Source organism: Haloarcula quadrata (assembly GCF_003634715.1).
In the GTDB taxonomy this organism is placed as follows: domain Archaea; phylum Halobacteriota; class Halobacteria; order Halobacteriales; family Haloarculaceae; genus Haloarcula; species Haloarcula marismortui.
In genome coordinates this window covers 246,950-262,972 of the sequence record NZ_RBWW01000002.1, presented here as the reverse complement: position 1 = coordinate 262,972, position 16,023 = coordinate 246,950, and the positions used below count along the sequence as shown (strand labels likewise).

The window sequence follows — 16,023 nt, the reverse complement described above, 5'->3', positions numbered from 1 at the left end:
TAGAAAGCGCCACATGCAAAGCAGCAGGGTGCGGAAAGTGTGTCCAACACAACCGCGACCCTGCAGGACGTAGGTTCGGTTAACGACTTCTTGAATGCGGCGGCTACCGAGACAGTACCGCTGTTCGAGCATCTTGAGTTCGAGTTTCTGCTGGAGTACGACGTGTTCGCCCCCTCGGGGCGGGGGCGAACACGAGTCCATGAGCCACCAGACCTCTTTCGCGGCTTTCTACACTGCTACTACAAGGATGTATACGGCACACGTCCAGTCACACGAGAACTCCAGCACAGCCTCGTCTGGTACTACTGCGGACTCGACAAACCACCATCCAGAGACACAGTTGACCGGTTTCTTACCGATCTCGAACACGTCATCGATGATGTCTTCAAGAGACTCGTCGAGCAGGCCGCCTGCCGGGGCCTGCTCGACTCGACGTACTCCATCGACTCAACCCACATCGAAGCGGTCCAGTACAACGACGCCGCCTCGTGGAACTACGACCCAACAGCTGAGGAACACTACTACGGCTTCGGCTGTACGATCGTCTCGACCGGTCCAAAGATTCCGATAGCAGCGGAGTTCACACAGAGCAAACAAGCGGATCAAGAGACGGCGATGCGCGTCACGTGTGACGCGCTCGCCGTCGATACACCCATCTGGATGCTTGGAGACAGCGCATACGATATCCTCGATTGGCACGACCACCTGCTGGCCGCAGGGGTCGTGCCAATTGCCCCGTACAACCCGCGAAATACCGACGATCCGCTCGATATCGAGTATAGGGTCGAAGATCGTATCACCGAACACAGTGAGGAAGTTCTGCTCAAACAGTCCATCTTGGACGAGACGTACAACCACCGGATAGGAGTCGAACGAACTAACGATGCCGTCAAGGACTGCGGCCTCGGGCACGTCCGCGCCCGAGGCCGCGTCCACGCTCGAACAGAAGTGTTCGTTGCGCTCTGCCTACGACTCGTCGTTGCAATCACCAACTACGAGCGAGGAAACGAGCCGGGCTGTGAGATGCTATGAGATGGATTCTATGACACGCTCCTCCTATAGCCAACTTCTAGGTGAATATCTGAATGATATCATAATGCCCGTTTCTCGGTCATGACTTCTGGTACAGTGTCTACTGGACATCTAGGCTTTCCCATCACACAATTTAATTCGAGAAGGGTCAGCAGTATCTCAACAGTTAGTCAGGAGAATCAGTGAATCATTAGCAAAGGGTTAGAATCCAGTTGTCATAGTTAAAAAGTCGAGACCGGAATGAGCCGGAAAGAACGGTGTGACCGAAGCCGCTCCGGCTCACTGTCAAAGTGGAGAGAGCGATCCGAGTCGACAGCGACTATACAGGGCACGAGCGTCCCTGAGGGGGGTGGTAAGGATTGGGCCGGTGTTGTGGGTGTCGGGTAACTGCCCTCTCCATCAGTGTCTAAACCGCAGGGGTGTATTGTTATAGTCGTGTCGCTCTTGTGAAGCACGTTGTTGATTTTCAGAGGGCAGCATCAAGAGCATGTTTGAGCGCTTCGTCACCTGGTTTTCTGTAGAGTTCGCAGCGGAGCTGAAAGGCTCTGAGATACGGTGTTAGCTTGTCCTTTGACACTCCTCGATGGGGCGAGAGCCACCGTCGCGTCAGCGACGCGTGGCTCTCGCAACCGTTGACGTGTACTTCGCCATCAGCGTATTCACCGTCGCCGTGGACGACGTATTCGCGGGAGAATGCGTCGTCTTCTTCGAGCGGCTCGTACGCTCGAAATCCGTCCGTATAGACGGTCAGCGACTCCTCATCGTGGTCAGCAAGCAGGAGTCGAATAGTCGATTCACCAGCGGATTTCGCTGGCACGACGTATCGATCGTCCGAGCCACGATCGACCAGCGTGAACACCGGCGGTTTGTCGCCGTCGTACGAGCCTCGTCCACGCGTGGACAGGCCACGCGAGCGCGACTCCTGGTCGCGCTCGCGGCCTTTGAGACCGGCAGAGACGTACACTTCGTCGATTTCGACCGGTCCAGACAGTGTGATCGAAGGCGCGTCGAGCGCGCTGGCGAAGCGCTCGACGCGCCGTCTCACCGTTCTGTACGAAAGATCGAGCTCCGCCTCGATCTGGCGAATACTCGTGTTGAACCGTAAGAACACGTAGATCGTGAAGTACCACTCTTTCAGCGAGAGCTTCGAATGAGCGAAGATCGTGCCGGTCTTGTCGTTGAACGTCCGGCCGCAATTCTTACACAGATACCGCTGATACTCCCGATAGCTGCCGTTTCTGACCGCCAGGTCAGAACGGCAGCGGGGGCACTCGACGCCATCACGCCAGCGAACCTGCTGCAACAGGTCCGCTGCAGCCGATTCCGACACGAACCGGCTTATTGGGAACATATCGGGCACCGCTGGCGCGGTGCCCTTGCCCTCTTCGACTTTCAGCCGCAGCTCTCGCTATCAACAATCTCCTTCGCAAGAGCGTAGAGTTTATATTTATATGAGATAGGCAGCTGTAGCTGAGATTTATCCGGCACGAAATAATTGGAATCGACCTCCTCAACCCAACTATCAATTCAGACCGGCCGACATAGATCACTAGCAATGTATCAGAGTTTGAATGGAGACACAACTCACAGAATCCGACACCCACGTAATAGTCCACGTATTAATTTATATGTCAGACTAACATATATTCTGAGCTATATTTAGGTGATGCCTTCACAGAGCGAACAAGATACCGATAATTCTGGTGCATTCATATTTATTAAGTTACACCTACTCATATAATACTGTATTAACTGCTGAGCGAGAACGTTCAACCTGTGATTTCTCTCTATTTTTCTCACAGTCAAAAAGATCATAATAGCACCTGAGTAACAACAGGTTGTTTGTAATGCTATCGCAGTATCGAATAATGACTGACTGCGGCGACGTCGCCCACTCACCAGTAGAACAGGCGGGAAAACGACCAGAGCTTATACACCATCAAGCACCGCCGTTGGGAAACACGCGTTCGGTCGAAGTTGTAACGAGAGTCCCCATGTTCCTCCCACCAGCGTGGTGTTTGCGTCCCCAGAATCCGAAGTTTTTACCGCCGGCGTTTAAAATGGATTCGTATGAAAGATTGGATTGATGCCTATAACGGACGTGACTGGCAAACCACAACGGACGGAACGGTTCGGTACGCACTGTTGGGCCTCGGTTGGTGGACAATCGACCTGGCACTCCCCGCGATTCAAGACTCTGATCTAGGTGAAGTCACGACGTTTGTCAGTAGTTCCTCGGAGAAAGCCAAACGTCTCGCCGACGAAAACGGTGTAGACCACGGGATAAGTTACGAAGAGTTCCACGACGGGAAGGCGTCCGACGCGTTTGATGCCATCTACATCGGGACACCGAACGCTTTCCACCTAGAGTACGCCAAAACAGCCGCGGAGTTAGACAAAGCGATCCTGTGTGAGAAACCAATGGAGTCAACAGTCGAACGGGCAGAGGAGATGGTTGAGGTCTGTGAGGACGCCGCCGTGCCGCTGATGATCGCCTATCGAATGCAAACTGACCCCGCCGTCAGGCGTGCAAAGGAACTCATCGAAGACGGATTCATCGGTGAGCCAGTATCCGTATACGGCAACAATAGCCAGCCGTTGCTTGAGATGAATCCGAACACAGACCAGTGGCGGCTCGATCCGGACCTGTCAGGATATGGCACCTCAGTGATGGACCTCGGGATTTATTCGATTAACACGACTCGGTTCTTGCTCGAAAGAGAACCGCTGGCGGTGCAGTCACAGATGGATTCTCATGGGGAGGCCTTCGAGGACGTGCCTGATGAACGCTCCGGAGCATTGCTTGCGCTGGAAGACGGTGTCAAAATGGTCACGACCGATAGCCAGAACGCCCACCGTGATACGCAACTGAAAATAACTGGAACGGACGGGCAGATCGAACTCCGTCCAGCGTTCCACGGGAAAGCGAAACTCCATCTGTCTCGGAACGAGACCACAGTAACTGTCGAACACGAGAATTTCGACGCGGAGGATGAAATGCGAGAGGAGTTCGATTACTTCGCTGACCGCGTTTTGACTGATGCTGAGATTGTCCCGGACGGTCGCCATGGCCTCCAAGATATGCGGATCATCCGAGCAATTCACGAGGCTGCGGAGAGCAGCGATGTCGTCGAACTGTAACTGAGTCGTTCGGCTTTTCTAATTCTGTCGCTGATATATTGTCTTGAAGCTCAGTTATGTGCCAATAGCGGCTGTCGTGTTATTCCAGTCAAGACGGTGCACAGCGCAATCACAGTATCGTATTTCGAGGAAGTTTCCGGGTGAGGTTCCACTCCGCTCACCCTCCAAGATTGAAGATCTGTTTTCGGAGCCATAGTTAGCTGAAAGCCCCAACGAAGATTTACAATCCATCGTACCAGGTGTCGTTTAAAAAGCTATGGCCCAGAGCTGAAGCCGAAAAGTAATAACAGCTGTACAGATGTTATGTGAGAGGTCCCAGCGAACTCAACAGGCCTGTTGGCCACTAGTATCGGACACCTGTGTTCGGTATAGCAGCTTACGGACTTGCTGTCGCAGAGATCATATACAGTTGAAGCTAAACCAGGTCTTACCGTCTAAGTCGATCTAGCCACAATATATCACTATTTGGTGAGGCTGGTGTATTCTTGTGACTAGAATGTCGAGTATAAAAACAAAGGCCCACAATTCCTACCCTATATTTTTGTTTATATATTTGAGTTTTTACTAGTATCTTTCTTATTGTCGTACTTGGCTTGTTATGGCTATATTATAGCGAATTTATCACTAGAAAGTGCATATGTATAGTAAGGACAGAAAATATCGAGGTATTCCGTCACAGAGTGAAGTTGTGCAACATACACTGCAGTAATGGCGTGGTCAGTCACTCGCACTGCAAGCAAGGCACAGAATGGCTTCAGTGAGGCCGATGACCTGTCGTAGACTAACTGGGGCAGACAATGCACGATCCACCGTTCAGGAGTATTCATGAAACGTTCCCGGTGAGAAGTGATGCTATCTGGGTGTTCTGGATCGCCCTGTCAATAATGAGCGTTGTCGTCGGTGGGGTACTAGAATTTCGCCATGTTCGGACTTGATTTCTTCCTCATCGCGAAGATCTTCTAGCATCCCTGCGCCACAGATGGCCAGTTAATCCGAAAGCCATTCGTCTTTAGCTAAGACTCACACCTCGGTTGTGTAGCGGTAGCGAGTGTCTCCTGTAAGATCGGCCGTTGCTGATGAATCTTCTGAGCGTCTTCGATTAGCCGCTCCAACAACGGCGGTGGCGAGTAACCGAGGTACTCGCCGAGTTTGTGGAGGATGAGCTGGGCGTGCGACCGGAAGGTCGCCGCCCAGCGTTCCGGCGGAAACACGATCTCATCGTCGGCCTGCTCGGTGACCAGATCCAACAACTCCCGGCTCACCAGCAGTGACAGCAACGCAGCGTATAGTAGAATTTTCACGACATCAGGGTTGTTCGTGTCGAATTCGTCCAGTTCATACTGCGTCTTCAACTCACGGAACAGAGTTTCTACTTCCCATCGACACCGGTACAGCGTCGCTAGGTCTGACGGCAGGAACTCCTCTCTCGGCAGATTCGTTATGTAGAGATGGTAGTCGTCGGCGTCCTCGTTGCGGACGCCGACGACGCGGAACCGCTTCGTATCCAGTGACCGCGTTCCCTCGTACTGCCCTCGCTTGAATTCCGCTTCGACCTCTACGTCGATGTACTTCCGCGAGAGGTCATCGACCACATCGTGGATCTGCTTGCCCTCCAAGGGAATGGCGCGGCCGCGCCATTCCCGTAATTCCGCCGTTATCACCGGATTCGCGTTCTGCTTCAGCCGACTCACGAAGTAGCCATCGTTCTCGTCGATCAACGCGAAACGGCGGTACTTGAAGTACGCTCGATCGAACAGAACTAGCCGTCCTTGTAGCCACGAACCTGTGTTGAACAGCGTGCTGTCGTGCGTTTTCTCGTCCGTTACGTCGATCCGTTCAATTGTCTGGTCGGTGGCGTTGTGGAGCAGGTGGAGCTTCGCTCCAGCCTGCTCCTCGTGACGGGCTTGGAACTCATCAGAGAGGAATTCGTGCAACCGCAACACTGTTCCATCAGCGATCATCACGTCCCTGAATCGGTCGATATCAGCGTCAAAAGCGTCTGGAACAGCGACCTCGTCGAGGCCGCGCTCGACGAGGTCGCGGAGATACTCTGCCAGCGTCGGTGTCAACCGGTGATAGAAGCCGCCAGAAGAGATCGGTTCGTCAGCTGTGGCGTTGTAGCAGCGCCTGAACCCAGCGAGTGTTCGGCTCTCGCCTGCGGCGAAGCCGAACACGAGCGCCCACACGAGGACAGGAATCTGAAGCTTGCCTTCTCGCTCGACCACGCCGAGTTCCTCGGCGTGCTCTTCGAGGAACTCAGAGGGAAAAAGCGTAGTGAGCCGACGCATGATTCTCGTTGAGGAGCGAGGGTTGTGCACAGACTTCTCCTCCTCATTCCTCTCGAAAAATAGCCTCGATAAGCCGTCGCTGTCACGCGGTTCTCATCTTAGCTAAAGACGGATGATCCGAAAGCCATATACACCATATTAGGCCAACCTAAAACATGGACAAGGCAGACGATTCAAATGGTCTCACCCGGCGCGACTACCTCTCCGGCGGTAGTGTGCTGCTTGGCACGTCGATCGTTGCTGGCTGTTCCGGTGACGGTGGCGAATCGCCCAGTACCGCTACATCGCGCGATAGCGGAACGGACACATCGACCCCATCAGATAATGGCCCCTACACTGCCTCACTTTCTCCCGTCGGGGAAGTCGAGTTCGACTCCGTCCCGGAGAACGTCTTCACGATGTACAATCAGTATGCAGATATGTTAGTTGCGCTCAATCACGGTGACGCGGTCAATTCGATGTTCGTGCCAGACATGGCTGGGCCATCGATGAACCACTACTACGAGCGACTTTCCGGCGTCTCTTTTGAGTGGGAAGACCTTCCCAACCCCTACGATAATTTCAGCAAGGAGTTCTTTTATAGCCTCGGTAGCGACGTTCACTTCCTTGACCCCGCATGGGCGATTACCCAGGAGAACTGGGATATGAGCGATATCGAGGAAATTATCGACAACATCGGCCCCTTTTTCGGAAATTTCTACAGCGGAACACACAGTGACCCGCAGGGACCCTACAGTGGGGACTACCAGTATTACACGCTGTGGGAGCTTTTCAGTCGTGTCGCCACCGTATTTCAGGAGCGAAGGCGTTACGAACAGCTCAGAGCCGTTTACGATGAGCTCATCAATACCATCCAAACGAACCTTCCGCCAGAAGAAGAACGACCGACAGCGATTCGGGTTACACTTGGCGATGACCAGTTTTGGACGTATCATCTGAACCGTCCGGGATTTTGGCTCGCCGACACGCGTCCACTTGGAGCCAACGACGCTTTCGGGGATGAAACGTGGGACGGTCTCTGGGGTTCAGTTGGCTATGAAACGATGCTGGAGGCGGACCCTGACGTAATCCTCCACCTCTGGGGAATGACACCGCGCTACGACATGGATGATATCCGCGGGCGACTCGAGTCACACAGCGTTGGGAAAGAGCTCGCCGCAGTCCAAACCGACCGTGTGTACGCACACGGAATGCGATACCACGGCCCTATCATGAATCTGTTCCAGATCGAGATGACCGCGAAACAACTCTACCCAGATATCTTTGGTGAGTGGCCAACCTACGAAAACGGGGATCACTATCCAGAGATCCCATCGGCTGAACAGCTTTTTAGCCGCGACCGCGTTGCCAATATCATTACGGACGGGTAGTGTAGTCGAGGCGGCTTCCAGAGCCTATGGCGAACTCCAGTCGTACCGCATGACGAGGTCGTCCTCATCGATTTCGCTGGCGAGTTTGTCTACGAGTTCATCCCGTTCAAGATCGCCGAACTGTTCTAGTTCGTAGGGTTTGACCGTTACCGGTGAGGACTCACCCTCAGCGATGCGCTCTTGCAGTTTGGCGATGCCGTAGATGAGTGCCTCGGGGCATCCGTCTTTAGCTAAGATGAGAACCGCGTGACAGCGACGGCTTATCGAGGCTATTTTTCGAGAGGAATGAGGAGGAGAAGTCTGTGCACAACCCTCGCTCCTCAACGAGAATCATGCGTCGGCTCACTACGCTTTTTCCCTCTGAGTTCCTCGAAGAGCACGCCGAGGAACTCGGCGTGGTCGAGCGAGAAGGCAAGCTTCAGATTCCTGTCCTCGTGTGGGCGCTCGTGTTCGGCTTCGCCGCAGGCGAGAGCCGAACACTCGCTGGGTTCAGGCGCTGCTACAACGCCACAGCTGACGAACCGATCTCTTCTGGCGGCTTCTATCACCGGTTGACACCGACGCTGGCAGAGTATCTCCGCGACCTCGTCGAGCGCGGCCTCGACGAGGTCGCTGTTCCAGACGCTTTTGACGCTGATATCGACCGATTCAGGGACGTGATGATCGCTGATGGAACAGTGTTGAGGTTGCACGAATTCCTCTCTGATGAGTTCCAAGCCCGTCACGAGGAGCAGGCTGGAGCGAAGCTCCACCTGCTCCACAACGCCACCGACCAGACAATTGAACGGATCGACGTAACGGACGAGAAAACGCACGACAGCACGCTGTTCAACACAGGTTCGTGGCTACAAGGACGGCTAGTTCTGTTCGATCGAGCGTACTTCAAGTACCGCCGTTTCGCGTTGATCGACGAGAACGATGGCTACTTCGTGAGTCGGCTGAAGCAGAACGCGAATCCGGTGATAACGGCGGAATTATGGGAATGGCGCGGCCGCGCCATTCCCTTGGAGGGCAAGCAGATCCACGATGTGGTCGATGACCTCTCGCGGAAGTACATCGACGTAGAGGTCGAAGCGGAATTCAAGCGAGGGCAGTACGAGGGAACGCGGTCACTGGATACGAAGCGGTTCCGCGTCGTCGGCGTCCGCAACGAGGACGCCGACGACTACCATCTCTACATAACGAATCTGCCGAGAGAGGAGTTCCTGCCGTCAGATCTAGCGACGCTGTACCGGTGTCGATGGGAAGTAGAAACTCTGTTCCGTGAGTTGAAGACGCAGTATGAACTGGACGAATTCGACACGAACAACCCTGATGTCGTGAAAATTCTACTATACGCTGCGTTGCTGTCACTGCTGGTGAGCCGGGAGTTGTTGGATCTGGTCACCGAGCAGGCCGACGATGAGATCGTGTTTCCGCCGGAACGCTGGGCGGCGACCTTCCGGTCGCACGCCCAGCTCATCCTCCACAAACTCGGCGAGTACCTCGGTTACTCGCCACCGCCGTTGTTGGAGCGGCTAATCGAAGACGCTCAGAAGATTCATCAGCAACGGCCGATCTTACAGGAGACACTCGCTACCGCTACACAACCGAGGTGTGAGTCTTAGCTAAAGACGAATGGTGCCTCGGGGCGTGGTGGACAGCCCGGGACGTGGATGTCAACCGGAATGACTTGCTCTGCACCTTTGATCACGTTGTATCCTTCCTGAAATGGGCCACCGGAAATGGTACAGGACCCCATCGAGACGACGAACTTCGGCTCGGGCATCTGGTCGTAGACGCGCTTCATCCGCGGTGCGAACTTCGAAACAATTGTGCCTGGAACGATAATCAGATCTGCCTGTCGCGGTGATGCCCGAGGGACTCCGGCAGCAAAGCGGTCGAGGTCGTGTTTCGTCGCGAGAGTACCCATCATCTCAATAGTGCAACAGGCGATGCCGAACTGCAGCACGAACATGGAAGACCCCCGAACCCAGTTCAGGAACGTGTCGAATTTCGTGAGTATGAACGGAGATGACCCAAGCACCTCCCGAAGTGTAGAATTAAATCGGTCGTTTGCTCTTCTGCCGGGGCATATCCGATCATCTGACTGTGCGTCGTCCACATTCCGCCGATCACTACTCATGGCCAGATGGTGATAGATAGTGGGGCCGGATGCACGAACTGTCGTACACACTAGTGTCTTTATTCGGAAGCCGCTTTCAGAACTCGCCTGTGAGATATCTCCGCTTGGAGATCCAGTATGCACTGGAGTATCAGCGTCCGATGCACCGCCTTATGACCGAAAGCGATGCAATCAAGCGCGAATGGCTCGTCACATGGAAAGTCGGCGTCGAAGACGGAATTGCCTATACGTTGTTCTATGTCGTCGGCGATCGCGAGCCGTACGAATCGGCGCTTTCTGGGGTTGAAACCATGGAAAGCTACGATATTACACCCGTTCGGGACGAGGCGTTCTATGCGTTCATCCGTGGCCAAGAGACTGACCGATCACGACAGTTCTACACGGCGTTCGAACAGCCGACCCTAATGATAGTCCCACCGGTTGCCTACCGGCCGCATGGGATCGTGTTGTTCGACGTCGTCGGGGAGCCTGCCGCGCTCGAACAGGTCCGGAGTGCGCTTCCCGATGGAATTTCGGTAAATGTCCGGAAAATCGGCGAATACGATGCCAGTCCCGGAACATTTGCCACCGGCCTCACTTCACGCCAGCGCGAGGCACTCACCGTGGGACGAGAAGTCGGGTACTACGACGTCCCACGAAATGGGAGCGTCGAGGACGTTGCCAAAGAACTCGGTTGTGCCCCGAGCACTGCATCGAACCATCTCAGAAAAGCAGAGGCACGGCTTGTTGAACGGACGTTCAAATGACAGCTACCACAGAGATGGTTAGATATCGGTGCACCACTCCCGTGTTTGAATTACTTGAATGAGTGAAAGTAGTAGAACGTCGCGGGTGGATTATTGGTTATCACGATGACTGGCAAGTGGGTTATTGAAAGCTATATAGAATGCACCATTCAGTGACATTCTGAGCTCAGCAGCGGTCCCGGCGGATGAACAGGAACGCTGCAGCGTCTAGCGCGACCAATATGACGCCAACATTGACGCTGGAACCGGAAGCTAGAGCCATGGTGGATTCTGTATTTGCTATTGCAATTATGATGACGACACTGTCGAGCGTTCTGGGGTCGACCAATCTGAGAGGAGATTACAGAAAGGGGTCAGAACTGTACGTCTCACGGAGGCCCTTCCCAGATCATCGAGCAAGCAGTGTGTCACAGAGAACACCACGGTGTCTGCAGTAACATCGTATCAGATGGTCTCTATTGCCAGATTACTGCGGACATCGTGGCGTCTGACCGAAAAAGATAGGCATAATACTAAATCGACACCACGATGTCCGCTGTTCTACTGAGCGTTTGAGAAATCAGGAGTCAATTACTGCGGACATCGTGGTGTTATTCCATCGTAGTCACACCACGATGTCCGCTGTTCTTGTGGGCCGGAGAGGAGAACAGCGGACACAGTGGTGTGTACTCAGACAGTAGAAGTGCTATGAATTACTCAGGGAGAGGCTGGAAGCTGCAAACCAGATCAATAATAGGAGATAACACTCCCACCCCACTTTGTCCGCTGTTCTTCAGGCAGGACGGGAAGGGAAAGCAGAAACGGCAACATTTGAATTGAAATCTTGTTTGTCTAGACTAGGTATGTTCTCAAGTAATACTATAGTGCTCTCTTCTACAGCTATCAAATTACATTACGGTCTAGCTCTCTGCAGACCATAATAAACCTTTCCCTAATATATAGGTTCTCTCTCACCCCTCTCGCCCTTCTCTAGTTACTGCGGACATAGTGGGGTGGGAGGGTCCCCCCAATCGTTTATAATAAAAAGAACAGCGGACACTCCGGACACTGCGGACAGGGGTGGTTTTATATAGATTCCTTCCAATACGTCAAGCAACGACTATGGGGATGTTCGAACGTGACACCGAGATCTACTTGGATCGGGATGCCCTCCGAGAGGATTACCAGCCTGAGAACCTTGTCGGGCGTGATACTGAGCTAAACCGGTATCGAGCTGCGCTTCAACCCGTAATCAACGGTGAGCAGCCCAACAATATCTTCTTGTACGGTAAAACGGGGGTCGGGAAGACTGCTGGTACGCGGTATCTAATCGACCATCTCGAAGAAGACGCAGCAAAGTACGAGGATATCGATCTCACGGTGAAAATGTTAAATTGTGACGGCCTCTCCAGTAGCTATCAAATCGCTACCCGACTCGTCAACGAATTCAGGGACGAAACGAGCCAGATCAGTACGACGGGATATCCGCGCGCGACAGTGTATGATATGCTCTGGACCGAACTCGACTCCTGTGGTGGCACTATCTATATCGTTCTCGACGAAGTCGATCACATCGAAGACGACAGTATCCTCTATCAACTCCCACGTGCGCGAGCAAACGACAACCTGAGCTCTGCGAAGATCGGTATCATCGGTATCTCGAACGATTTCTCTTTCCGCGATGACCTCTCCCCGAAGGTCAAGAGCTCACTCTGTGAAGAGGAAATCCAGTTCCCCGCATACGACGCGAAGGAGTTGATACAGATCCTGCAACAACGCGCTGATGTAGCGTTTCACGACGGCGTCCTCGAAGACGGTGTCATCGAACTGTGCGCTGCTTACGGCGCGAAAGACGCCGGTGACGCACGACAGTCACTTGACCTGCTCATGAAAACGGGCGACCTGGCCCGCGACAAAGACACAGACACGATCTCGGAAGACCTTGTTCGAGAGGCACGTGACGTTCTGGAACGGGGTCGGATTCAAGAGGGTATTTCGGGACTGACCCAACACGGTCATCTGGTGGTATATGCTATGGTTACACTTGACCAGGAAGGGAAGACGCCGGCCCGGACACGGGATATCAGACCTCGATACACGAACTTCGCCGAAAAGGCAGGGATTGACCCGCTTGTTCCACGCCGGATGCGTGACCACCTCGGTGAACTGTCGATGTTAGGTATTATTTCGGCAATCGAACGGAACGAGGGACGGCGTGGTGGGACCTATCGCGAGTACTCTCTCGAGATGGACCCGGAAATGATTCTTGCAGCGCTTGAGAAGACTGTTGACGATGTTGGAATCCACAAATCTGTCACTAACCTTGTCGATGCCGAAGCGACGCTTTCGGACTTCCAGTCTACGTAGGAACGGCGGACATGGTGGTGTCGGAACCGACCGATACGGGATGGTTCTCAGGATATAGAACAGCGGACACAGTGGTGTTCAACAGTGACGACTCTTCTGTATTTACCTCAGTAGCGCGAAGAACTCCGGACACAGTGGTGTTCAACAGTGACGACTCTTCTGTTGATGGGATAATATTTCCTGTGAAATCTACTGATATTGCTTTTGAGAATCAAATACGTGTGATAGTTGTAATTAACACCATCTTTCAGGCAAGAATGGCTGAATAGTGGTTTTCTACGTCAAGTGATTGCTTCCTCGAAAACCAGAGACAATCCGCCTATCACGTGAATCGGACCTCTCATCTAAATCATCGCGTAAAGCCTCTCCTTGCACAGTATCACAGGCCAGACTATTGCAACCTGTCCACGTACGGTTGCTTGATGGGTGGCAACTTTCCAACCCAATGATGGGAAATTCTGAGATTGATTGTCAGTAAAATATTCACATAAGGACGCTATTGGGCTAGATACCCTGATCTGTATGCTTGCCACTAGTACCTACCTGACCTGTTGTTGTCGGTATTCGACAACTGGATCACTCCGTCAGCGCGCACTGTCACCAGAAAGTTCCGGTACTGAAATGTGATGGTCTGAGTCGCTGGTCCGGTTGACTGGCCCGGCTGTGTGCCGAACAGCAGTGTCTCAATTGCACCGACATCAATGTAGTCGTGCAATGGCGACTCACGATACGTTCCTGCTTCTGTTCCCGTCTGGTCGGCGATGGCCTGAACAATAACCGCGGCAAGCTCCTGATCGCTAGTTGGGTCGTACCGAACTTCAGTGAGGGTGCCGCTCGTTGCCGCAAAGAGGCCCGTATCCCCATCAGCCTCATCGCTCCGGCTGTCGTCGGTCATCTATCTAGCAAATAACTGGAACGCACGTATAATATATGTATGAATATTCGGGCATGATAATTACCCCCTCCAATCCGACTTGGGTTAATTCACGTCTAATTAGATAAGCTATACCGTATAGCTATTCGGCTTGCGCTGGTTAGTCTATACGCGTAGGATCACCCCATTCGTAGCCAGGATGGAACATACATGATAACAATAACCACAGTCATCTGTGCAGTGTGTGTCAGCTGAGGATATCCGTCCCCATGCACCAACTACATAGACGGCAGCTACTCGGAGTCGTGTGTTCGGGCTTGACTGTACTCGCCGGTTGTGGCAGCGATCAAAGCGGTAATTCGAGTGAGACTGAGACTGGTGGCGGTGCCGAACCAACGCCGGACTCAGCTGCGGTAACTGCTACGAATAAATCGACGCTCAGCGGTAACGACGACAGATCAACATAGTTCGGTCAGGTTACACGGTTCCCTAAATCGTATGCGATGACAGCCACAGTGCAGTCCGGAGGGCGGACCGTGGAGATGTCTGGCCGTTTCTACCGGGGAGATATGTACTAGTTATTCGATCAGCAGGGACAACAGATGGAGATGTATCACATTGGGAACAGTACGTACACCGTTGTTGGAGGGCAGTGTGTCCGGGGAACGATGCAACAGGGGATGGGCCGTGACGAGGTTGATCCAGGCCGTTTCTCCGATCAGCCGGAGGAAAACCCGGAAGTCACGCCGGTCGGTCGGGATACTATCGATGGTGAGGAGGTGCTGGTGTATGAAATCTCTCAGGCTGAGTCCCAGAAGCCGTTGACATACTACATTCTGGCGGACTCCGGATATCCGCGACGTATTGAAGGCGAGTCAATGCGGTGGGACTTCCACTCGTGGGGTGTGGTTGACCCGATCCAGAAGCCCGAAGGAGACTGTCAGTCAATGCCCGGTGGCGGCACGATGGCTGACGGTGGCAGTTAATCGCTCAGCTAGACGTGACTTGATGGGGCTACTCCGAGAGTAAGCAGTTCTCGACGTACCGTCGAAATTCGGCTCTCACGTCGTCGATTGTGTCCTCGTCGCTGGTAATCCGTTCCGCCTGAATCCCGACTAAAACTGTGTGGAACAGTGCGGCTGTCTGCGATGGGTCTTCGACAGTAAATGCGCCGGCGTCAACACCCGCTCGGATAACACGGGCGATCTGCTTTCGAATAAAGTCATCACTCCTGCGAAAGAGACGGTTGTAATCGTCGTCGTGCGCTGCCTGCGCTCGCAACTCAATCACAGCCTGGGAAAACTCGATATCACTGTTGTTGCTTGTCCCAAATATTTCGTCGACGATCACGTCAATGTATGCTTCAGGGGATTGGTTGGGAAGCGGAACTTGGTTTTCGACCTGCTCAAGCATATAATCAAGAAGATCTACCAGCAACTCGTCTTTATTATCGTAATGATGATATATGAGCGATTGACTCTTCCCGAACTCATCACCTATCTTTGAAATAGTTAGATCCGCGTAGCCGTGCTGACGCAGTGCATAGAAGGTTGCCTCGAGGATCTCCTCGCGGGTTCCCTCCGGGTTCTGAAAAAAGGTTATCTCGTTAGTCATCTTTACATTGACCGTTCCGTGCTTGAGCGGTACGGTTCAAATCACTCACGGTTTTGCTGTTCGCTCGCTGTTGACCACGTGGCCAATCTGGGGTCTCGTTTTCATCACTGGATTGAGTAAGGGCAGTTGTTGGTAGATAGCTATATTCTTGACTATACATTCAATAAACTTAAGCGTATTGTTGGCCCCTGTATCACGGAGTGAATTGGACTGCATTCTAGTTCTTTGTATTCACACACTCATCCGAGTGTATCGCACGTATCTGCCCATTTGGTGTGCTCTCAGACCCTTCTAACGCCAACACTCTGAGGTCCCAAAAATCAAACAGCGCGGGTTTTGATCGATTGGTTGTCCTATCTGACTTCAGAAGAGACGAAAGCACTATATGTGATTGAACGTTTAGTCAACTACAGGAACATGACGACTGGTAACCGAAGAATTTCGAAGCCGTTTATGACTACCAACGAACCGCGGATTGAATGGAAGC

At 53.1% G+C, this 16,023-nt stretch carries 11 protein-coding genes and 2 pseudogenes; 7 read left to right on the top strand and 6 right to left on the bottom strand.

What is annotated here, in order from left to right:
• Positions 1-39 precede the first annotated feature (39 nt).
• Entirely contained in the window at positions 40-1,032 is a 993-nt protein-coding gene (locus BDK61_RS18545; RefSeq protein WP_121302489.1) for a transposase, read from the top strand.
• A 466-nt stretch (positions 1,033-1,498) separates the two neighbouring features.
• Here the strand turns inward: BDK61_RS18545 and BDK61_RS18540 are convergent, their stop codons facing one another.
• The gene (locus tag BDK61_RS18540; RefSeq protein ID WP_121302041.1) at positions 1,499-2,383 is read right to left on the bottom strand and encodes an IS1595-like element ISHja1 family transposase; all 885 of its coding nucleotides are present in this window, start codon (positions 2,381-2,383) and stop codon (positions 1,499-1,501) included.
• A gap of 719 nt (positions 2,384-3,102) precedes the next feature.
• On the opposite strand from BDK61_RS18540, the gene gfo6 reads away from it, so the two are divergent.
• Positions 3,103-4,173 (top strand): D-xylose 1-dehydrogenase Gfo6, encoded by a 1,071-nt coding sequence (gfo6, locus tag BDK61_RS18535; protein ID WP_007190258.1) that lies wholly within the window; start codon positions 3,103-3,105, stop codon positions 4,171-4,173.
• A gap of 1,013 nt (positions 4,174-5,186) precedes the next feature.
• Here the strand turns inward: gfo6 and BDK61_RS18530 are convergent.
• Positions 5,187-6,461 (bottom strand): IS4-like element ISHma1 family transposase, encoded by a 1,275-nt coding sequence (locus tag BDK61_RS18530; protein ID WP_121302325.1) that lies wholly within the window; start codon positions 6,459-6,461, stop codon positions 5,187-5,189.
• Positions 6,462-6,616: 155 nt separating this feature from the next.
• Here BDK61_RS18530 and BDK61_RS18525 point away from each other — a divergent pair, with 155 nt between their 5' ends.
• Positions 6,617-7,831 (top strand): ABC transporter substrate-binding protein, encoded by a 1,215-nt coding sequence (locus BDK61_RS18525; protein WP_011222625.1) that lies wholly within the window; start codon positions 6,617-6,619, stop codon positions 7,829-7,831.
• A 24-nt stretch (positions 7,832-7,855) separates the two neighbouring features.
• Here the strand turns inward: BDK61_RS18525 and BDK61_RS18520 are convergent.
• A pseudogene (locus tag BDK61_RS18520) lies at positions 7,856-8,053 on the bottom strand (NADH-quinone oxidoreductase subunit B); the annotation flags it as partial.
• 110 nt (positions 8,054-8,163) lie between these two features.
• On the opposite strand from BDK61_RS18520, the gene BDK61_RS18515 reads away from it, so the two are divergent.
• Positions 8,164-9,438 (top strand): IS4 family transposase, encoded by a 1,275-nt coding sequence (locus BDK61_RS18515; RefSeq protein ID WP_121302916.1) that lies wholly within the window; start codon positions 8,164-8,166, stop codon positions 9,436-9,438.
• Positions 9,439-9,452: 14 nt separating this feature from the next.
• Here the strand turns inward: BDK61_RS18515 and BDK61_RS18510 are convergent.
• Positions 9,453-9,956, bottom strand: a pseudogene (locus BDK61_RS18510) (NADH-quinone oxidoreductase subunit B); the annotation flags it as partial.
• Positions 9,957-10,096: 140 nt separating this feature from the next.
• On the opposite strand from BDK61_RS18510, the gene BDK61_RS18505 reads away from it, so the two are divergent.
• Together BDK61_RS18505 and BDK61_RS18500 are read left to right on the top strand one after the other, a co-directional pair.
• A complete protein-coding gene (locus tag BDK61_RS18505) occupies positions 10,097-10,702 on the top strand; it encodes a helix-turn-helix domain-containing protein (RefSeq protein WP_232508522.1) in 606 nt (201 codons plus the stop codon).
• A 1,101-nt stretch (positions 10,703-11,803) separates the two neighbouring features.
• The gene (locus BDK61_RS18500; protein WP_004965595.1) at positions 11,804-13,048 is read left to right on the top strand and encodes a Cdc6/Cdc18 family protein; all 1,245 of its coding nucleotides are present in this window, start codon (positions 11,804-11,806) and stop codon (positions 13,046-13,048) included.
• A gap of 532 nt (positions 13,049-13,580) precedes the next feature.
• Here the strand turns inward: BDK61_RS18500 and BDK61_RS18495 are convergent.
• Positions 13,581-13,943, bottom strand: coding sequence for a HalOD1 output domain-containing protein (locus tag BDK61_RS18495; protein ID WP_004965598.1), 363 nt, complete (start codon positions 13,941-13,943; stop codon positions 13,581-13,583).
• Positions 13,944-14,530: 587 nt separating this feature from the next.
• Here BDK61_RS18495 and BDK61_RS18490 point away from each other — a divergent pair.
• Complete coding sequence (locus BDK61_RS18490; RefSeq protein ID WP_244209893.1) at positions 14,531-14,908, top strand: hypothetical protein; 378 nt, start codon at positions 14,531-14,533, stop codon at positions 14,906-14,908.
• Positions 14,909-14,936: 28 nt separating this feature from the next.
• Here BDK61_RS18490 and BDK61_RS18485 read toward each other — a convergent pair whose 3' ends face one another.
• Entirely contained in the window at positions 14,937-15,536 is a 600-nt protein-coding gene (locus BDK61_RS18485; protein WP_004965603.1) for a TetR/AcrR family transcriptional regulator, read from the bottom strand.
• Between the last annotated feature and the right edge of the window lie 487 nt (positions 15,537-16,023).

What these genes read in the sequence shown, in the direction of transcription:
- BDK61_RS18540 (WP_121302041.1), bottom strand. Translation starts at nt 2,383, where the DNA reads ATGTTCCCAATAAGCCGGTTCGTGTCGGAATCGGCTGCAGCGGACCTG.
- gfo6 (WP_007190258.1), top strand. Translation starts at nt 3,103, where the DNA reads ATGAAAGATTGGATTGATGCCTATAACGGACGTGACTGGCAAACCACA.
- BDK61_RS18530 (WP_121302325.1), bottom strand. Translation starts at nt 6,461, where the DNA reads ATGCGTCGGCTCACTACGCTTTTTCCCTCTGAGTTCCTCGAAGAGCAC.
- BDK61_RS18525 (WP_011222625.1), top strand. Translation starts at nt 6,617, where the DNA reads ATGGACAAGGCAGACGATTCAAATGGTCTCACCCGGCGCGACTACCTC.
- BDK61_RS18515 (WP_121302916.1), top strand. Translation starts at nt 8,164, where the DNA reads ATGCGTCGGCTCACTACGCTTTTTCCCTCTGAGTTCCTCGAAGAGCAC.
- BDK61_RS18505 (WP_232508522.1), top strand. Translation starts at nt 10,097, where the DNA reads ATGCACCGCCTTATGACCGAAAGCGATGCAATCAAGCGCGAATGGCTC.
- BDK61_RS18500 (WP_004965595.1), top strand. Translation starts at nt 11,804, where the DNA reads ATGGGGATGTTCGAACGTGACACCGAGATCTACTTGGATCGGGATGCC.
- BDK61_RS18495 (WP_004965598.1), bottom strand. Translation starts at nt 13,943, where the DNA reads ATGACCGACGACAGCCGGAGCGATGAGGCTGATGGGGATACGGGCCTC.
- BDK61_RS18490 (WP_244209893.1), top strand. Translation starts at nt 14,531, where the DNA reads ATGTATCACATTGGGAACAGTACGTACACCGTTGTTGGAGGGCAGTGT.
- BDK61_RS18485 (WP_004965603.1), bottom strand. Translation starts at nt 15,536, where the DNA reads ATGACTAACGAGATAACCTTTTTTCAGAACCCGGAGGGAACCCGCGAG.